This window comes from Georgenia thermotolerans (assembly GCF_009193185.1).
GTDB lineage: Bacteria > Actinomycetota > Actinomycetes > Actinomycetales > Actinomycetaceae > Georgenia > Georgenia thermotolerans.
On sequence record NZ_VUKF01000001.1, the window covers coordinates 160,735 to 176,281 of the forward strand.

The 15,547-nt window shown below is 75.2% G+C and carries 14 protein-coding genes; 6 read left to right on the top strand and 8 right to left on the bottom strand.

All coding sequences use genetic code 11. The features are described from left to right. The first annotated feature begins 37 nt into the window (after positions 1 to 37). Both GD970_RS00740 and GD970_RS00745 read left to right on the top strand, forming a co-directional pair. On the top strand, positions 38 to 454 hold the full coding sequence (locus GD970_RS00740) for a ChaB family protein (RefSeq protein ID WP_152199595.1): 417 nt from the start codon (positions 38 to 40) through the stop codon (positions 452 to 454). 609 nt (positions 455 to 1,063) lie between these two features. Further along, a complete protein-coding gene (locus tag GD970_RS00745) occupies positions 1,064 to 2,818 on the top strand; it encodes a glycoside hydrolase family 2 protein (RefSeq protein WP_152199598.1) in 1,755 nt (584 codons plus the stop codon). 56 nt (positions 2,819 to 2,874) lie between these two features. On the opposite strand, the gene GD970_RS00750 is transcribed toward GD970_RS00745, so the two are convergent. Beyond that, positions 2,875 to 3,558, bottom strand: a complete 684-nt coding sequence (locus tag GD970_RS00750; protein WP_152199600.1) for a DUF421 domain-containing protein — start codon at positions 3,556 to 3,558, stop codon at positions 2,875 to 2,877. A gap of 126 nt (positions 3,559 to 3,684) precedes the next feature. Here GD970_RS00750 and GD970_RS00755 point away from each other — a divergent pair, with 126 nt between their 5' ends. After that, complete coding sequence (locus tag GD970_RS00755) at positions 3,685 to 5,049, top strand: plasmid pRiA4b ORF-3 family protein (protein ID WP_152199604.1); 1,365 nt, start codon at positions 3,685 to 3,687, stop codon at positions 5,047 to 5,049. Between the two features lie 8 nt (positions 5,050 to 5,057). After that, positions 5,058 to 6,101, top strand: coding sequence for a DUF2293 domain-containing protein (locus GD970_RS00760; RefSeq protein ID WP_152199606.1), 1,044 nt, complete (start codon positions 5,058 to 5,060; stop codon positions 6,099 to 6,101). Positions 6,102 to 6,113: 12 nt separating this feature from the next. On the opposite strand, the gene GD970_RS00765 is transcribed toward GD970_RS00760, so the two are convergent. The 6 genes from GD970_RS00765 to GD970_RS00790 all read right to left on the bottom strand — a co-directional run bounded on the left by GD970_RS00765 (position 6,114) and on the right by GD970_RS00790 (position 11,735). Further along, on the bottom strand, positions 6,114 to 6,506 hold the full coding sequence (locus GD970_RS00765) for a type II toxin-antitoxin system VapC family toxin (RefSeq protein WP_226925032.1): 393 nt from the start codon (positions 6,504 to 6,506) through the stop codon (positions 6,114 to 6,116). Further along, entirely contained in the window at positions 6,503 to 6,727 is a 225-nt protein-coding gene (locus tag GD970_RS00770; protein WP_152199610.1) for a type II toxin-antitoxin system Phd/YefM family antitoxin, read from the bottom strand. The genes GD970_RS00765 and GD970_RS00770 overlap by 4 nt, the downstream gene beginning before the upstream one ends. 106 nt (positions 6,728 to 6,833) lie before the next feature. Beyond that, complete coding sequence (locus tag GD970_RS00775) at positions 6,834 to 7,484, bottom strand: response regulator (protein ID WP_211489728.1); 651 nt, start codon at positions 7,482 to 7,484, stop codon at positions 6,834 to 6,836. Further along, positions 7,481 to 9,469, bottom strand: coding sequence for a sensor histidine kinase (locus GD970_RS00780; RefSeq protein WP_152199613.1), 1,989 nt, complete (start codon positions 9,467 to 9,469; stop codon positions 7,481 to 7,483). Before GD970_RS00780 ends, GD970_RS00775 begins: the two co-directional genes overlap by 4 nt. A gap of 56 nt (positions 9,470 to 9,525) precedes the next feature. Continuing rightward, on the bottom strand, positions 9,526 to 10,218 hold the full coding sequence (locus GD970_RS00785) for a hypothetical protein (protein WP_152199615.1): 693 nt from the start codon (positions 10,216 to 10,218) through the stop codon (positions 9,526 to 9,528). Positions 10,219 to 10,355: 137 nt separating this feature from the next. Next, positions 10,356 to 11,735, bottom strand: coding sequence for a pyridoxal phosphate-dependent decarboxylase family protein (locus GD970_RS00790; RefSeq protein WP_152199617.1), 1,380 nt, complete (start codon positions 11,733 to 11,735; stop codon positions 10,356 to 10,358). A 440-nt stretch (positions 11,736 to 12,175) separates the two neighbouring features. On the opposite strand from GD970_RS00790, the gene GD970_RS00795 reads away from it, so the two are divergent. Together GD970_RS00795 and GD970_RS00800 are read left to right on the top strand one after the other, a co-directional pair. Then, the gene (locus GD970_RS00795; protein WP_152199619.1) at positions 12,176 to 13,270 is read left to right on the top strand and encodes an LOG family protein; all 1,095 of its coding nucleotides are present in this window, start codon (positions 12,176 to 12,178) and stop codon (positions 13,268 to 13,270) included. A 111-nt stretch (positions 13,271 to 13,381) separates the two neighbouring features. After that, a complete protein-coding gene (locus tag GD970_RS00800) occupies positions 13,382 to 14,842 on the top strand; it encodes a benzaldehyde dehydrogenase (RefSeq protein ID WP_152199622.1) in 1,461 nt (486 codons plus the stop codon). A gap of 119 nt (positions 14,843 to 14,961) precedes the next feature. Here GD970_RS00800 and GD970_RS00805 read toward each other — a convergent pair whose 3' ends face one another. Continuing rightward, on the bottom strand, positions 14,962 to 15,462 hold the full coding sequence (locus GD970_RS00805; RefSeq protein ID WP_152199624.1) for a DUF1918 domain-containing protein: 501 nt from the start codon (positions 15,460 to 15,462) through the stop codon (positions 14,962 to 14,964). Positions 15,463 to 15,547: the final 85 nt, after the last annotated feature.

Below are 15,547 nucleotides of genomic sequence, written 5' to 3' on the forward strand. Positions count from 1 at the left end.
GCGCGCCTCCGCGCCGTCGGCAGGAGGGAGAACCGCGATGCCCAAGACCAACAAGGACGGCTCGGCCAAGCAGAGCGAGCTGCCCAGCACGCTGAAGAAGTCGCCCGGGAAGGCCCAGCGCACCTTCGCCAAGGCGCACGACTCCGCCGCCGAGACCTACGGCGAGGGCGAGCGCGCCAACCGCACCGCGTACTCGGCGCTCAAGCACTCCTACGAGAAGGTCGGCGACCACTGGGAGGCCAAGGACGAGAAGGGCCCCTCGGATAAGAAGGCCGCCGGCACCCGCGGCTCGAAGGGCGAGACGAAGGGCGGCGTGGACGCCAACGCGTCCAAGGAGCACCTGTACGACGTCGCCAAGAAGCTCGACATCCCGGGCCGGTCCTCGATGAACAAGGACCAGCTGGTCGAGGCCATCCAGAAGGCCAACGCCAAGGAGACGCGCAAGAAGCGCTGAGGTCCGGCGCGGCGACGCTCTCCAGGCCGAGTCAGCGCCGCAACGGCGAGACAGGAGCAGACCGGCGAACCAGCAGCCGATCTTCGGCGACCTCACCGGATCCGTTCGACTCCGCCGGAAAGGTTCGACCTCGACGCCGGCCGCACCCCATGCGTGACACCGGGACGCGGCCGGGGCGGCCTGTCCTGTGCGCGACGCGGTGACTTGCCCGGGGCTGCGTGCCTGCGCACGACACCGGGACGCGCGCGGGAGCGGCACCGGTGACCGCCGCCGCATGGGGAGAAGTCCCCATGCCCCCTAGTACGGCGCCCGCCCCGCGAGCAGCTCCCGCCCGGCTCCCCGGCGGCCGCGGCGCACCCTGGTGACGGAGGCTCGGAACCGCGGGATGCCGCCGTTCCCGGGAGGTTCGTGACGGTGCACGGACCGCCGCCGAGGAGGCACCCACCCACTCGCCCGCCCGGTTCCCGGTGGCGCTCGCGGCACCGTTCGAGTTGCGGTTCCCACAACCTGAGCGATACTCCGTCCGATTTCTCTCATCCCCCGTCCGGTACGGTCACGGCCGAACGGGGAGGCACCGTGGGTGTGCACCCGTGAGGAGACGCACCGACCGTGACCACTTCCCAGATGCCGGCCCGCCCGGCGCGCCGCGGCGTGCTCAGCGGTCTGACCGCCGGGCGCGCGGAGTCCGTCCTCGCGCAGCCGGCCCGGGCACAGAACCACCGTGCGCCGCACGCCATCCGGCGCCGTCCCCGGCGCCTGCTCGACGAGGGCTGGCTCGTCGCCCGCAATGACGGCGCCGCCGCCCGCCACCACGCAGCCGTGGCCTGGCGACCCGCCACGCTCCCGCACCTGGACGCCACGCCTGAAGGTGGCGCCAGCCCGATCTGGTACCGCCGCGCCCTGCACGTGCCCGAGGCCTGGCGGGACAAGCGCCTCTTTCTCCTCCTCGAGGGTGCCGGCGACCTCGCCGAGGTCCACGTCGACGGCCACCGGGTGGGCGGGCACGTCGGCGGGTCCACCGCCTTCGCCGTGGACGTCACCGAGCCGCTGGGCCGCCACGCACCGGGCGGGGAGGCCACCGTCACGGTCCGGGTCGACGGCGCCCGGCACCCTGGCGCGCGGACCGGCCACGGGAGCGCGGGGCTCCACCGCAACGTCTGGCTCGTCGCCACCGAGCAGGTGCACCTCGCCCTGCTCGACCACGGCTCCCCCGGGGTCCGGGTCGAGACCGTCGCCCTCGGCCCGACCCGCGGCGTCGTCCGCGTCCATGGCCGGGTGGTCAACGACGGCGCCGCCGAAACCACCGCCCGGGTCCGCAGCCGGGTGCTCGACGCCGACGGCGTCGTCGTCGCCGACGCCCGGGCCGAGGTCCGTCTGGCCGCGGGAGACGCCGCGGACGTCGTGCTCGAGCTGCCCGCGATCGAGCGGCCGCACCTGTGGTCGCCCGAGGCCCCCTACCTCTACCGGGTGAGCACGGTCGTGGACTCCGAGCACGGCCGGGACCGCGTCGACACCCCGCTGGGGCTGCGTCACCTCGGCGCCGGCGGCGCCGAGTTCCGGCTCAACGGCGCGCCGTACCGGCTGGTGCCCACCGGCCTGCACGGGGACGGCGCGGACGGGCGCGCCTACACCGACGCCGACCGCATCCGGGGGCTCGAGCTCGTCAAGCGCCTGGGCGCCAACGTCGTCCGGCTCACCCACGACGCGTCCTCGCCGGCGGTGCTCGAGGCGGCCGACGAGCTCGGCCTGCTCGTGTGGCAGGAGGTCCCGCCGGTCGGGCCCGCCGCCCTCGCGGGCGCGTTCGCGGAGGACCACCTCGCCTCCGTGCGCGAGATGGTGCGCCAGCTCGCGCACCACCCCTCCGTCGCGGTGTGGGGAACCCTCGACGAGCTCACGCTGCCCGCGTCCGGCTTGACGGTCCGGCCGGGCGACGTCGCCGGGGAGGCGCCGCCCAGCGAGTTCGCCCGTGAGCTGGTGCGGCTGGGCGACGAGCTGGTCCGGGCGGAGGACCCGACGCGCCCCACCGCCTCGGTCAGCGACGACACTCGTGCCCCGTGGGCGGCCCCGTTGTACCAGGCGTGGGCACTGGGCCACCTGTATCCCTCGCTCGCACTGCCTTACGCCGGGGCGCCCGGTCGCCCCGGGCGTGCCGAGGAGAGCGTCACGGTGGGTGCCGGCGTCGAGCACCTCGCAGCACAGGGAACGCTCCTCCTGGCGAGCTCACCTGGTCCCGACCGGGCCCTTGGCGTCGGCTCACCCAGCCCCGACCGGGCCCACACCACCGGCGACGGCGGGTCGAAGCCGCACCGCGCGCCCGTGAGACGCCGCCGGGCGGCCGGGGCGCTGCACCGCCGCAGCGCCTGATCGCCTGGGTCGCCGCGCGCGCTTCCTCGTGCCGGCGGCCCGGCCCCAGCGCGGTCTCAGGCTCGCGGCCAGGGCGCGACGCCGTCGCCCGACCCGGTCGGCAGCCCGTGCTCGCTCCCCGGCGGGGGCGAGCCCGACGGGGTGCGTGGCTCGGTCCGCGTGCGGCGAGCCGCGTGCCCGCGGGCGAGCAGGTCGCGCGGGAGGTGCTCGGCGCCGCGCACGCCGGCGAGCATGCCCGGAGCCAGCGGCTCACCGCGGCGCAGCACGCTCAGCGTGCCCGACGGCTCCAGCACCACCGCCGCGACCTCGGCGTCGGAGCGGATCCCGGCCTGGCGCAGCCGCGAGCGCAGCTCGGCCTCGGTGATGCGCTGGCGGCGCAGCTCCTCGTGCAGCATCCGGCTCCCGGCCATGAGCACCGCCGGCTGGTTCGCGACGAACCGCTCCCACCGCGGCTGCTTGCGCAGCTGGCCGATGAGCCCCTCGAGCGTGAAGAGGGTGACCAGCGCGACGAGGCCACCGGACAGGGTCGGGGTGTCCCCCATCGTCGCCCGGCCGAGGATCGCGCCGAGCACGATGACGACCAGCAGGTCGAAGCTCGACAGGCTCGCCAGGACGCGGCTGCCGAGCACCCGGGTCAGGACGATGAAGGCCAGGTAGAGCACCGTGGTGGCGAGGGCGACGGCGACCACCCCCATCGGGGTGATCCCGACGTACCCCCACAGGTCCGCCAGCACAGTCATCGACACCTCCGTCACCGATTCGGGCGACGACCATCATCCGCCCACCCCGGGCCGCACGCCCCCGGTGGGCCACCGTCGTCGTGACTGCTGCCACCGGTCGACGCCGGGCGACCTATCCTGCGTCACGTGCCTCGCTACTACGACCTCACCGTGACGCTCGAGGGCGTGGACGCCCCGCCATGGCGGCGCTTCCTCGTCGACGCCGGGGCGACCCTCGCGCATCTGCACCAGGCGATCCAGGTCGCGTGCGGCTGGGAGGACCGCCACCTCTTCGAGTTCGCGTCCACCGCCGGCGAGCCCCTGGCCGGGCTGCCCGACGACGAGAGCGAGCCGCCGGTGCCCGACGCCTCGACCGTGCGGCTGGGCACGGTCCTCGGCGACGAGCGGACCGAGCTGCTCTACGCGTACGACTTCGGTGACGACTGGCAGCACCGGGTCCGGCTCGAGGCCGTCGTGGAGACAGAGGAGGTCTTCCACCGCCGCCTGGTCGACGGCGACCGCGCCTTCCCGCCCGAGGACTGCGGCGGCGTCGGTGGCTACGAGGAGTGCATCGCCCTCGTCCGTGGCACTGCGGACGACGACGACCTCCGCACGTGGCTGGGCGACTGGACGCCGGAGCGGTTCGACCTGGCCTCCACACGCCTCGCCTTCGACGCCGACCAGGCCCCCGTCACCTTCCTCCGGCCCGGCTTCCGGCACCCTTCCCACCTCGCCGGCGTGGAGGTCTCCACCGCCGCACACCCGGCACCGGATGAGGTGGTCGACGGCGTCGCGCTGCTCCACCGCCTCCGCGCGTTCACCCAGTGGGCGGGCGAGGGCCGCAAGCTCACAGCCACCGGCAACCTGACGATGGCGGCCGGCGCGGAGCTGATCGGTCGGCTCGGTACCGACGACCTCCTCGACAAGCGCATCGGTGACCGCGTCTTCAAGACCAAGAGCACGGTGGAGCTCCGGGGCGTCGATCTCACCTTCCGTCTCGCCCGCCAGGCCGGCTTCGTCAAGGTGCGCACGGGTCGCGTGTCGGCGACGAAGCGTGGGACGCAGCTCGGGCGCGATCCGCTCGCCGACTGGCGGAGCGCCCTCCGGGGGCTGCTCAGCCTCGGCGTCCTGCAGCACCGCTATGCGCACGCGACCTGGTTGGATCCGTACTGGAAGGAGCTCGTCGACGGCGAGACCCCCGGCCTGCTCGCGCACCTGCTCGTCGTCGGCGAACCCGTGCCGATCGCCGAGCTTCAGGAGCGGCTGTGGCAGCTCATCGAGGTGTCGTTCGTCCTCGACGACCTCGGCGAGGAGGATATGCGCCGGCACCGCCGCCTTCTCGACGCCGACGTCCGGCATATCTGCCGGGCCCTCGCCGATCTCGGGGCCGTCGAGGTCACCGGCGTGGAGAAGGCCACCGACGCCTACGGGTTGGCGGTCGAGCAGGGCGGCGTGGTGACGGCGGCCCCGTTGGCGGCCGCGGCGGTGCCGGACCTCGCGGCGTGGCGATAGGGACGACGATGGCATCCATCGACCCGCGGGTCACCCGCATGGCCGAGGAGGCGCTGCGCGAGCAGGGCTACGTGTCGCTCATCGATGTGCTCATCGGCATCGGCTGGCTGCACCCGGTGCACCGGGACCTCTGGCGCCAGGGGCGGGTGGCCTGCCTGGAAGAGGTGGTGCAGGTCGGGCCGGACAAGGTTTCCACGGCGATGGCGGCGTTGCGGCGGTGGGCCCGTGAGCGGGGGCTCGAGCCCGACGAGACGGCCTACGTCGCCCGCACCCGGGACCGCAGGACGCTGCGGTTCTCCGCCGGCGGCGACCCGGGGACCGAGCTTGCGTACCGCACGCACTGGATCTCCCCGGCCCTGTCGGAGGCGAAGCGGGCGCGCCTGCAGGAGAAGGCCAGCCGCCCGCCCGAGCTCGTCGTCGTCTCGCCGCTCGGGGACTGGACCTGCGCCCGGTGCGGCGGGACCGGGGACCTGCTGCTGATGGAGGACGACGCGCCGCTGTGCCTGCACTGCGCCGACCTCGACCACCTGGTCTTCCTGCCCGCCGGCAACGCCACGCTGACGCGCCGGGCGAAGAAGGCCAGCCGCCTCACGGCAGTCGTGGTCCGCTTCAGCCGGTCCCGCGGCCGCTACGAGCGCCAGGGCGCCCTCGTCGAGGAGCGGGCGCTGGAGGAGGCCGAGGCGTCCTGCCTCGCCGACGCCGACGCGCGCGCCCGCCGCCGCGACCGTGACGAGGAGCGACGGCGCAGGGCCGACAGCGAGCTCGCGAAGCGGCTCACCGACGAGATCGGGCGGACGTTCCCGGGCTGCCCGCCCGAGCGGGCGGCCCGGATCGCCCTGCACACCAGCGTGCGAGGCAGCGGCCGGGTCGGTCGGACCGCCGCGGGCCAGCGTCTGGAGGCCGGCGCCGTCGAGCGGGCGGTCGCGGCCTCCGTCCGTCACGAGGACACCGGGTACGACGAGCTGCTCATGGCGGGCGTCCCGCGCGACGAGGCCCGCACCCAGGTGCGGGCGGGGGTCGCGGCGGTGCTCGACCGCTGGCGGCGGGGCTGAGGAGCGAGCCACCTACCAGCCGAGCGTGCGCAGGCCACCGAGTGCACGGACCGCCGCATCAGTGGTGACCAGGATGAGGTTGCCCTCGATCGCCTGTGCGACCAGGAGGCGATCGAATGGATCACGGTGATCCCAGTCGAGCGATCCGGCGAGGAGGGCGGCGTCCGTCGAGAGAGGAAGCTCGCTTGCCCCCATCTCGACCACGCGAGCCGACCAGGTGGTGACGAGAGGACGCGCGACATCGAGCTTGCCCAGACGAACCTTCGTCGCGGTCTCCATCGCAGAGACCGCCGAGACGAGAAGGTCGTTACCGGGCTCGGCGAGCTCCTGCCGGACCTCCGGAGGGATGATCTCCGGCTCGCCGAGCAGCCAGAGAAGGACATGTGTGTCGAGGAGGTACCTCACTCCCACGATTCGAGCTCTGCTTCCGGCAACGGCTCGAAGAACGTCTTCGGGACGTGGAAGGACATCGTTCCGAAGGTCCGAGCCGGGGGCTTCACGATGGGGTCCAACCTGGCCACCGGAACACCGGCCCGCGCGATGATGATCTCCTCACCGCGCTGGACCCGGGCGAGGAGCTCGGAGAGCCGCGTCTTCGCCTGCTGCACGTTCACCGTCTCGGCCACGATCCCCACGCTACGCGCGAGCAACCAGGTTGACCAGGCTCGGTTGGTCAACCTCGCAGAGCCCCCGCGCACGCGCCGCCGTCCGCTGTGCGCGGCGGCTCGAGTGTCAGCCTTCCCCGCCGAGCCCCGCCTCCCGGGCCCGCACGATGGCCGCCGAGCGGTGCGGCACCGCCAGCTTCGTCAGCACGTTGGCCACGTGGTTGCGCACCGTCTTGGGGCTGAGCACCAGGCGCCGGGCGATGGCGGTGTTGTCGTGTCCGCGGGCCATGAGGTCGAGCACCTCGCGCTCGCGGTCGGTGAGCTCGGGGAACGGCGTGCGCGCCGCCGTCCGCCCGGCCACGAGGGAGGACATCGCCCGCGCGGCCACCTGCGGGCCGAGGATCATCTCCCCGTGCGCCACCGCCCGCACGGCCCGTTCGACGGCGTCGGGCCCGGCGGACTTGAGCAGGTACCCCCGCGCGCCCACCCGCACGGCGGCGACGACGGACTCGTCGTCCTCGCTCATCGTCACCACCAGCACCGCCAGGCGCGGGTGCCGGGCCGTCAGCTCGCGGGTGAGGTCGATGCCGGAGTCGGCGCCGAGGTGCAGGTCCATGAGCACCACGTCCACCGCGTCGCCGACGACGGCGCGGGCCTCGGCGGCGTCGGCGGCCTGCCCGGCCACCTCGATGCCGGGCAGGGAGCCGAGCAGCCCGGCCATGCCGAGCCGGAACACCGGGTGGTCGTCGACCACCACCACCCGGATGCCCCCGCTCACCGGGCGCCCACCGGCAGCACGGCCACGACGGACGTCCCGCGCGGCACGAGGGCGCGGATCTCGAGGCGGCCGCCGAGCTCCTCGGCGCGCTCGCGCATGGCGCGGGTGCCGACGCCGGCCGTGACGTCCGCCGGGAGGCCGGCGCCGTCGTCGCGGCAGGAGACCCGCAGGGCGGCGCCGTCGAGGACCACCTCGACGTCGCAGCTAGCCGCGCCGCTGTGCCGGGCGGCGTTGAGGATCGCCTCCGCGGCGATGCCGTACGCGGCCGCGGCCACCGTCGCGGGCAGCTCCGGCGGGACGTCGCACGCCAGCCGGACCTCGAACCCGTTCTCGCCGTGCCGGGCGGCCGCCTCGCGCAGCGCCGCCTCGAGCCCGAGCTCCTCCAGGACCGGCGGGAGCAGGGCCCGGGCGAGGTCGCGCACGTCCTCGACCCGCTGGTCGAGCTCGGCGGCCAGCGCGGCGAGCATCTCCTTCGCGGCGGCCGGGTCCGTCTCCACCAGGTTGGACACCCCCTGCAGGCCGAGGCGCAGGCCGGCGAACCACGGTCCCAGCCCGTCGTGCAGCTCGCGGCGGATGACCCGCCGCTCCTGCAGCCGGGCGGTGGTCAGCCGCTCGCGGGTGCGCGCGAGCTCCTCGGCGGTGCGGGCGAGCACGAGGCCGGAGGTCACCACGGCGGCGAGCTCCTCCAGCGCCCGGCCGGTGCGCGCGTCCAGCGCCTCCCCCGGCCGCGCCGTCACCGCCAGCACCCCCACCTGCTCGGTGCCGGCGACCAGCGGGACCCGGGTGGGGCCCGTCGTCGGGGTCCCCCAGGTCGTCATGACGCCCTCCTCTCCCGGCGCGCCGGCGAGCAGGGTCACCGACTCCAGCCGCAGCGCGGTGCCGACGCTCTCCACGAGCGAGGCGAGCAGCGCCTCGGGGTCGGGCGAGCGGCCCAGCGCGGTGCCCATCCGGCCCGCGACCCGCCAGGGGTCGTGCGCGGCGCCGTAGACCATCACCCGCACCCGGCGCTGCAGCCACAGCCGGGTGGGCTGGACGGCGACGACGACGGCGGCGGCCGCGAGCGCCTGGGCCAGCCCCTGCCCGGGGACCAGGCGGGCCAGCAGCACGCCGACCCCCAGGTAGATCGCCGCCAGGCCGACGGTCAGCGCGCCGGCGAGCAGGGCGCGGGAGACGGCCACCTCGATGCCCCACAGCCGCTGGCGCAGCACCACCGACAGGATCGCCGCCGGGAACAGCGCCTGGCTGGCCAGGTGCAGCGCCGGCGTCAGCCACGGCGCGACGAGCCCCTCGGGCAGCAGCAGCGGCACGAAGGAGACGGCCAGCACCGCGGTGCCGGCGGCGAGCCAGTCCAGCCCGACCGCCTCCGCCTCCCCGGCGCGCCGCCGTCGGACCGCCGTGGCGCCGGCGGTGACCAGGCCGAGGACGACGGCGGCCCCGAGCGTCGGCATGAGCGCGCCGTAGGCGCTCAGCAGGGAGCAGCCGAGGGCCGTGAGCGTGACCAGGCCACCGGCGGCCGGCCCCCACCAGGCGCGGCCGAGGGGCCGCTCGCGCACCAGCCAGGGCACCACCAGGAACAGCGCGAGGGTGCCCGGCACCCAGGCCCAGCCGAAGGGGTCGGCGAGCGGGCCGGGGTCCACGCCGCGGGCCAGGGCGAACACCTGCCACCCGCCGGCGACGGCGGAGACCGCACCGCCGACGCTCGTGACCGCCAGCAGGTAGCCGACGACGTGGCGGCGCCGGGCGAGCACGAGGGCGGTGACGGCGCCATAGACCAGGCCGACGGTGACGTCGACGAGCAGGAACAGGTCGCCAGGGGTCAGCCGCGGGCCCGAGGCGAGGTAGAGGGCCAGCCCGGCGAGGGAGAGGAGCCAGGCGGTCCCGCCCAGCGTGAGGGCGAGTGCCGGTGATCCGCCGGGCCCGGGCCGGGCGCGCGGCAGGACCCCGGACGCGGGGCGTCCGGGGTCCTGCCGGGTGGGCTCACCCATGGGGGTGCGGGTCGGTCATGGCCGCAATCTAGGGACGATCCGGCCCGCCGGAGGCGCTATCGGGCGGCGCGTTCGCCGCGCAGCAGCGCCAGGGCGGTGACCAGCAGCCACACCGGCCCGATGAAGCCGGCCATGTACTGCAGCGGGGAGACGCCGAACAGCACCATCAGGCTGCCGAGCACGACGCTCGTCACGCCGAGGGCCTTGCCGGCCGCGCCGTGGCGCAGCGCCGCGATCCCGAGCGCGAGGGCGCTGACCCCGGCGGTGACCCACAGCCAGGCGATGGTGGCGACCCAGTGCGAGTAGAAGGACACGTCGGTGGCCGTCATGAGCTCGGGCTCGGACAGGCCGAAGACGAACTCGGTGTCGAGGCCGGAGCCGAGGACGAGGACGGCGGAGAGCACGCCCAGCCCGGTGGCCGCCACGGCCGGGAGCACGGAGCGGGCCGGCGACTGCCCGGCGAGCCGGCGGTACAGGCCGGCCGCGAACGGGATGAGCAGCAGGGCGGCGACGACGGTGGCGACGTGGAAGCCGATGAGCTGGGGAATGACCGTGCCGAGGTGCTCGGTGATCATCTCCGGGGTCGGCGGGTCGTTGCGGTCGAAGGCCGGGCTGACGCTCATCGACAGGTAGATGCTGGCGGCGCCGGCCAGTCCGGCGAGGACGCCGGCGACGGCCCAGCCGCGGCCGCCGGCCGCGGTGCGTCGGGTGGCGGGGGTGGTGGGGGACGTGACTGCGGAGGCGGTCATGGAAAGGGACTCCTTGGCTCTGCCCGCTGTGCTCCGGCCACCGTGGCCGGTTCGGGCTCGACACCGAGCCTGGGGCGCCCGGCGTCCCGGGCGGCAGGGGCGGGTGTCCCGACCTGCCGGGCGGTTCGCGCGGGCTCTCAGAGCCCGGCGAGCACCCGGCGCACCGCCTCGAGGCTGCGGGCGACGTCGTCGTCGCTGGTGGACCAGTTGCTCACGGAGATGCGCAGCACGTCCCGCCCGCGCCAGCGCGAGCCGGTCATCCAGGTGGTGCCCTCCGCCAGCAGCCCCTCGACCACTCGCCGGGTGCGCTCGTCGTCGCCGAAGGAGACGCACACCTGGGTGAAGTCGACGTCGTTGAGGACGACGGCGCCGTCGAGGGCGGCCAGGCCCCGGGCGAAGGCCTGGGCGTGGTCGCACAGCCGCTCGACCAGCTCGGCGGTGCCCGAGCGGCCCAGGCTGCGCAGCGCGGCCCACACCGGCACCCCGTGCGCGCGGCGGGAGAGCTCGGGCACGGTGTCCATGGGCTCGCTCGCGGCGCCGGTGAGCAGGTAGTCGGCGCGCATGCCGAGCGCGGCGCGGGCCGCGGCGGGGTCGCGCACGACGGCGAGGCCCGAGTCGTAGGGCACGTTGAGGGTTTTGTGGGCGTCGGTGGCCCAGGAGTCGGCGAGGTCGTGCCCGGCGAGCAGCGGGCGGGTGCGCGGGGAGGCCGCGGCCCACAGCCCGAAGGCGCCGTCCACGTGTACCCAGGCGCCGCGGGAGTGCGCGACGGCGACCGCCTCGGTGAACGGGTCGAAGGCGCCGGAGTGAACGTTGCCGGCCTGCAGGCACACGATCGCCGGGCCGTCCGGCGCCGCGTCGAGGGCGGCGGCCAGCGCGTCGGGGCGCAGCCGCCCCTGGTCGTCGGCCGCCACCACCTCCGGGGCGCCGAGGCCGAGGTAGCGCAGCGCCACGGCGACGGACTCGTGGTGCTCGGCGCCGGCCAGGACCCGCAGGGGCGGGGCGCCGATCAGGCCCCGCTCGGCCACGCCCCAGCCGGCCCGCCGCAGCACCTCGTCGCGGGCGGCGGCCAGGCAGGCGAAGTTGGCCATCGTGCCGCCGGTGACGAAGCCGACCGCGGCGCCGGCGGGCAGGCCGAGCAGGTCCAGCAGCCAGGCCGCGGCGACCTGCTCGACGGCGGCGCTGGCCGGGGACAGGCGGCGCAGCAGCGCGTTCTGGTCCCAGGCGGACACCAGCCAGTCCGCCGCCAGCGCCGCGGGCAGCGTCCCGCCGATGACGAACCCGAAGAACCGCCCCGACGGCATCGCCGTCAGCCCGGCGTCGACGGCGGCGGCGAGGTGGTCGACGACGTCGGCGGGCGGGGTCGGGCCCGCGGGGAGCTCGGTGCCCAGCGCCGCGACGACGTCGTCGACGTCCGCGCGCGGGGGCACGGGCCGGTCGGCCAGCGAGCCGAGCCAGTCGCGCGCGTGCCGGTGGGCGTGCTCGAGCGGGGCGTCGTAGTCCCCGGAGGGCCAGGCCATGGCCCAGTATGGGCGGCCGAGCGCTGTCAGGAGCGGGAAACGACGGCGCCACCGGGGGGCGTAGCGAGATCGGCGCACCTCGAGGGGCGTTCGACCCCCCACTTCAGGGGCAGGGAGGTTACTCTGGTCACACAAGACCGCGACTCCCCCGGGCGATCGGGCGGCGGTGCACACCGTCCATCGGCGGAGGGACCGCGGTGCCCAGCGGACCAGGCCAGGTGATGCGTAGCAGTGTGGAAGCCATACACCGCCACCCCGGCCGCCAGGCGAGCCTTGCGATCCGTTGGCCGTTGATGCGCAGTCAGCACCGGCACCACCCAGGATCGGGCAGAGGTCGAGAAGCCGGCCCACCGAGGTGACGCGTACGAGGCCCGGGTCTTCGGACCCGGGCCTCTCGCCGTGCCCGGCGCCCGCCGCGCCGAGCCGCTAGGGTCCGCCGGGTGAAGGGCGGACGAGGCAGCACGGTCGAGGTCGAGAGCCTCGACGAGTTCGACAGCCGCGTCGCGGCCGGGGCCACGTCGCTGGGCGGATGGCACCTGCAGTCGATCGACCTGACAGCGCGCGGGGGCGTCCTGCGCGAGCTCGACCCCGCCGGGGCGCTGTTCCTCGGCTGCGCGCTCGACCGGGCCGACGAGCAGAGCCTGCGCGACCGCGGCGCCCTGATCTTCCCCGTGGTGCCCGCGGTGCCGATCGACCCCTACCGGGGCCGCCTGTACACCGCCGAGGAGCTCTACGCGGGTCTGGGCACCGGCTACGAGCACACGCTCGACGCGCGGGTGTACGCCTGGTCCCAGCAGCCGGCCACGCTCGACGTCACGCTCGCCCGGGCGCTGCACGACCACGCGATCGACGACGCCCTGCACGACCTCGTGCCCGGCCGCCGGCTGGTCGGCGTCATGGGCGGCCACGCCGCGGCCCGCGGCAGCACCACCTACGCCGACGCCGCCCGCCTCGGCCAGCAGCTGGCCCGGGCGGGGCTGACCGTCCTCACCGGCGGCGGGCCGGGCGCGATGGAGGCCGCGAACCTCGGCGCCTACCTCGCCGACCGCTCGCCCGGCGAGCTGGGCGAGGCGCTCGCGACGCTCGCCGCCGTCCCGGGCTTCGTGCCCTCGGTGAGCGACTGGGCGCGGGTCGCCTTCGACGTGCGCGCCCGCTGGCCGCGCGGCACCCGGTCCGTGGGGATCCCCACCTGGCACTACGGCCACGAGCCGCCGAACGTCTTCGCCACCGACATCGCCAAGTACCTGCGCAACGCCATCCGCGAGGACGTTCTGCTGCAGCTGGCCACGGCCGGGATCGTCTTCCTGCCCGGCGCCGGCGGGACCGTGCAGGAGATCTTCCAGGACGCCTGCGAGAACTACTACGCCGACCCGTCCTCCGTCGCGCCGATGGTGCTGGTCGGCCGCAGTTACTGGACCGAGGCGGTGCCCGCGTGGCCGCTGCTGCAGTCGCTGGCCCGGGGCCGGGAGATGGCGGACAGCATCCACCTCGTCGACGACGTCGCCGAGGTGCCGCCGCTGCTCGCGCAAAGCTGAGCGGCCACCGGTTCGCCGCGGCGCCCGCTGTGGCACGATCGAGACGACCCACGATCCGGACACCCCTTCTCATCGCGGGTTTCCCTTCGAAGGAGAGAAGAGACGAGGACGATGACGACCGACGTCACCACGCAGTGGTCAGGCAAGCTCTACTCCGGCGGCTGGGTCGCCGGTTCCGGCCCGCGCATCGAGGTCCGCTCCCCCGCCACCGGCGAGCGCCTCGACGAGGTCGCCTCCGCGAGCACCGAGGATCTCGACGCCGCGGTCGCGCAGGCGCGCGAGGCCCAGCGGGCCTGGGCGGCGCTGCCCTACGACAAGCGGGCCGCCGTCCTGCTCAAGGCCGCCCAGCTGCTCCAGGAGAACCCCGAGCGGCTCGCCCGCTGGCTCGTCGCCGAGGCCGGCTCGGGCCAGGGCAAGGCCGCCTTCGAGGTGGGCCTGGTGACCACCGAGCTGCAGGAGTCCGCCGCGCTGGCCTCGCATCCGTACGGGGAGATGCTCCGCTCGGTCAAGCCGCGCCTGTCCGTCGCCCGGCGGGTGCCGGTCGGCGTCGTCGGGGTGATCTCGCCGTTCAACTTCCCCGGCATCCTGTCCATGCGGTCGGTGGCGCCGGCGCTGGCGGTGGGCAACGCCGTCATCCTCAAGCCCGACCCGCGCACCACCATCAGCGGCGGGTTCGCCCTGGCGGCGCTGCTGGAGGAGGCGGGCCTGCCCGCCGGGGTGCTGCACGTGCTGCCCGGCGGCGCCGAGCTGGGTGCCGCGCTGGTGGCCCACCCGGGCATCCCCTGCCTGTCCTTCACCGGCTCGACGACGGCCGGCCGCAAGATCGGCGAGGCGGCCGGGCCGCTGCTCAAGAAGGTCCACCTCGAGCTCGGCGGCAACAACGCCCTGCTCGTGCTGCCCGACGCCGACCTCGACGCGGCCGCCTCCGTGGGGGCGTGGGGTTCCTTCCTCCACCAGGGCCAGATCTGCATGACCACCGGGCGCCACTTCGTGCACTCCTCGGTGGCCGACGAGTACGTCGCGGCGCTGGCGGACAAGGCGAAGAACCTCACCGTCGGGGACCCGGCCGACCCCACCAACGCCCTGGGCCCGATCATCGACGCCCACCAGCGCGACCGCATCCACGCCATCGTCACCGGCGCAGTCGAGCAGGGCGCCACCCTCGCCGCCGGCGGGGAGTACACCAACCTGTTCTACCGGCCCACCGTGCTCGGCCACGTCCGGCCGGACAGCCCCGCCTACACCGAGGAGATCTTCGGCCCCGTCGCCCCGGTCATCACCTACGACACGGTCGAGGAGGCCATCGAGCTGATCAACGGCTCGGACTACGGCCTGTCGGTGAGCATCCTCACCTCGAACCCGTACGCGGCGTACGAGCTCGCCGACCGCATCGACTCCGGCGCCATCCACATCAACGACGCCACGGTCGACGACGAGGCGACCGCCCCGTTCGGCGGCTCGAAGGCCTCCGGGGTGGGCGGCCGGTTCGGCGGCCCGCACGCCGGCCTGGAGACGTTCACCGAGACGCAGTGGATCACCATGCAGCAGGAGATCGAGCGCTACCCGTTCTGATGCCGGCGGCTGTCTGACGAGCCCGCGACCGACGGCGCCGGTGACCTTCCTCGGGAGGCCGCCGGCGCCGTCGTCGTGGGTGCCGCCCTCGGGAGGCCACCGGCGCCGTCTCTCGTGGGTCAGCGTGGGGAGATCGTCACGTCGTGCTCCCCGGTGGAGTCCTCGACGTCCTCGGCGGCGTCGGCGAGCAGCTCGTCGGCGAGGTGGTGCAGCGCCCGGGCGACGGCGACCTTGTCGCCAATGCGCGGCACCGCGCGGTCCCGGATGCTGCGCCGGGACTCCCCCGCCGCGCTCATTCCCGGCGCCTCCCCCGCGACGACGGCGACCTTCGCCGTCGTCGTGTCGTCGCCGAAGGCGTAGATCGAGACCCGGATGTCCCACTCGCGCACCAGCCGCCCCTGGGCGTCGGCCGGCACCCCGCTCGGGGCCTCCGCGCCGTGCTGGGCGCGCACCTCCGCGCTGGCCCCGGGGTAGATGATGCCCTCGCGCCCGTCGCCCCACCGCACCCGGTAGGGCGGCCCGCCGTCGGGGCCGCGCACCTCGATGATCTCGCCGTCACGCACCGCCTCGCCGACGTGCGTCCCCGCAACGACGATGTGGTCTCCTCGCTGAGCCCGCATGTCACTCTCCTCGTCGTGGATCGTGCCGTTGGCTCTACTGTGGCCGCACGGGCCCGGCCGGGGAAGCCCCTCCGGGCGCATCGCC

Excerpts from the sequence above, each read along its gene's own strand:
- GD970_RS00740 (WP_152199595.1), top strand. The coding sequence starts at position 38 with ATGCCCAAGACCAACAAGGACGGCTCGGCCAAGCAGAGCGAGCTGCCC.
- GD970_RS00750 (WP_152199600.1), bottom strand. The coding sequence starts at position 3,558 with ATGACTGTGCTGGCGGACCTGTGGGGGTACGTCGGGATCACCCCGATG.
- GD970_RS00760 (WP_152199606.1), top strand. The coding sequence starts at position 5,058 with ATGGCATCCATCGACCCGCGGGTCACCCGCATGGCCGAGGAGGCGCTG.
- GD970_RS00780 (WP_152199613.1), bottom strand. The coding sequence starts at position 9,469 with ATGGGTGAGCCCACCCGGCAGGACCCCGGACGCCCCGCGTCCGGGGTC.
- GD970_RS00785 (WP_152199615.1), bottom strand. The coding sequence starts at position 10,218 with ATGACCGCCTCCGCAGTCACGTCCCCCACCACCCCCGCCACCCGACGC.
- GD970_RS00790 (WP_152199617.1), bottom strand. The coding sequence starts at position 11,735 with ATGGCCTGGCCCTCCGGGGACTACGACGCCCCGCTCGAGCACGCCCAC.
- GD970_RS00800 (WP_152199622.1), top strand. The coding sequence starts at position 13,382 with ATGACGACCGACGTCACCACGCAGTGGTCAGGCAAGCTCTACTCCGGC.
- GD970_RS00805 (WP_152199624.1), bottom strand. The coding sequence starts at position 15,462 with ATGCGGGCTCAGCGAGGAGACCACATCGTCGTTGCGGGGACGCACGTC.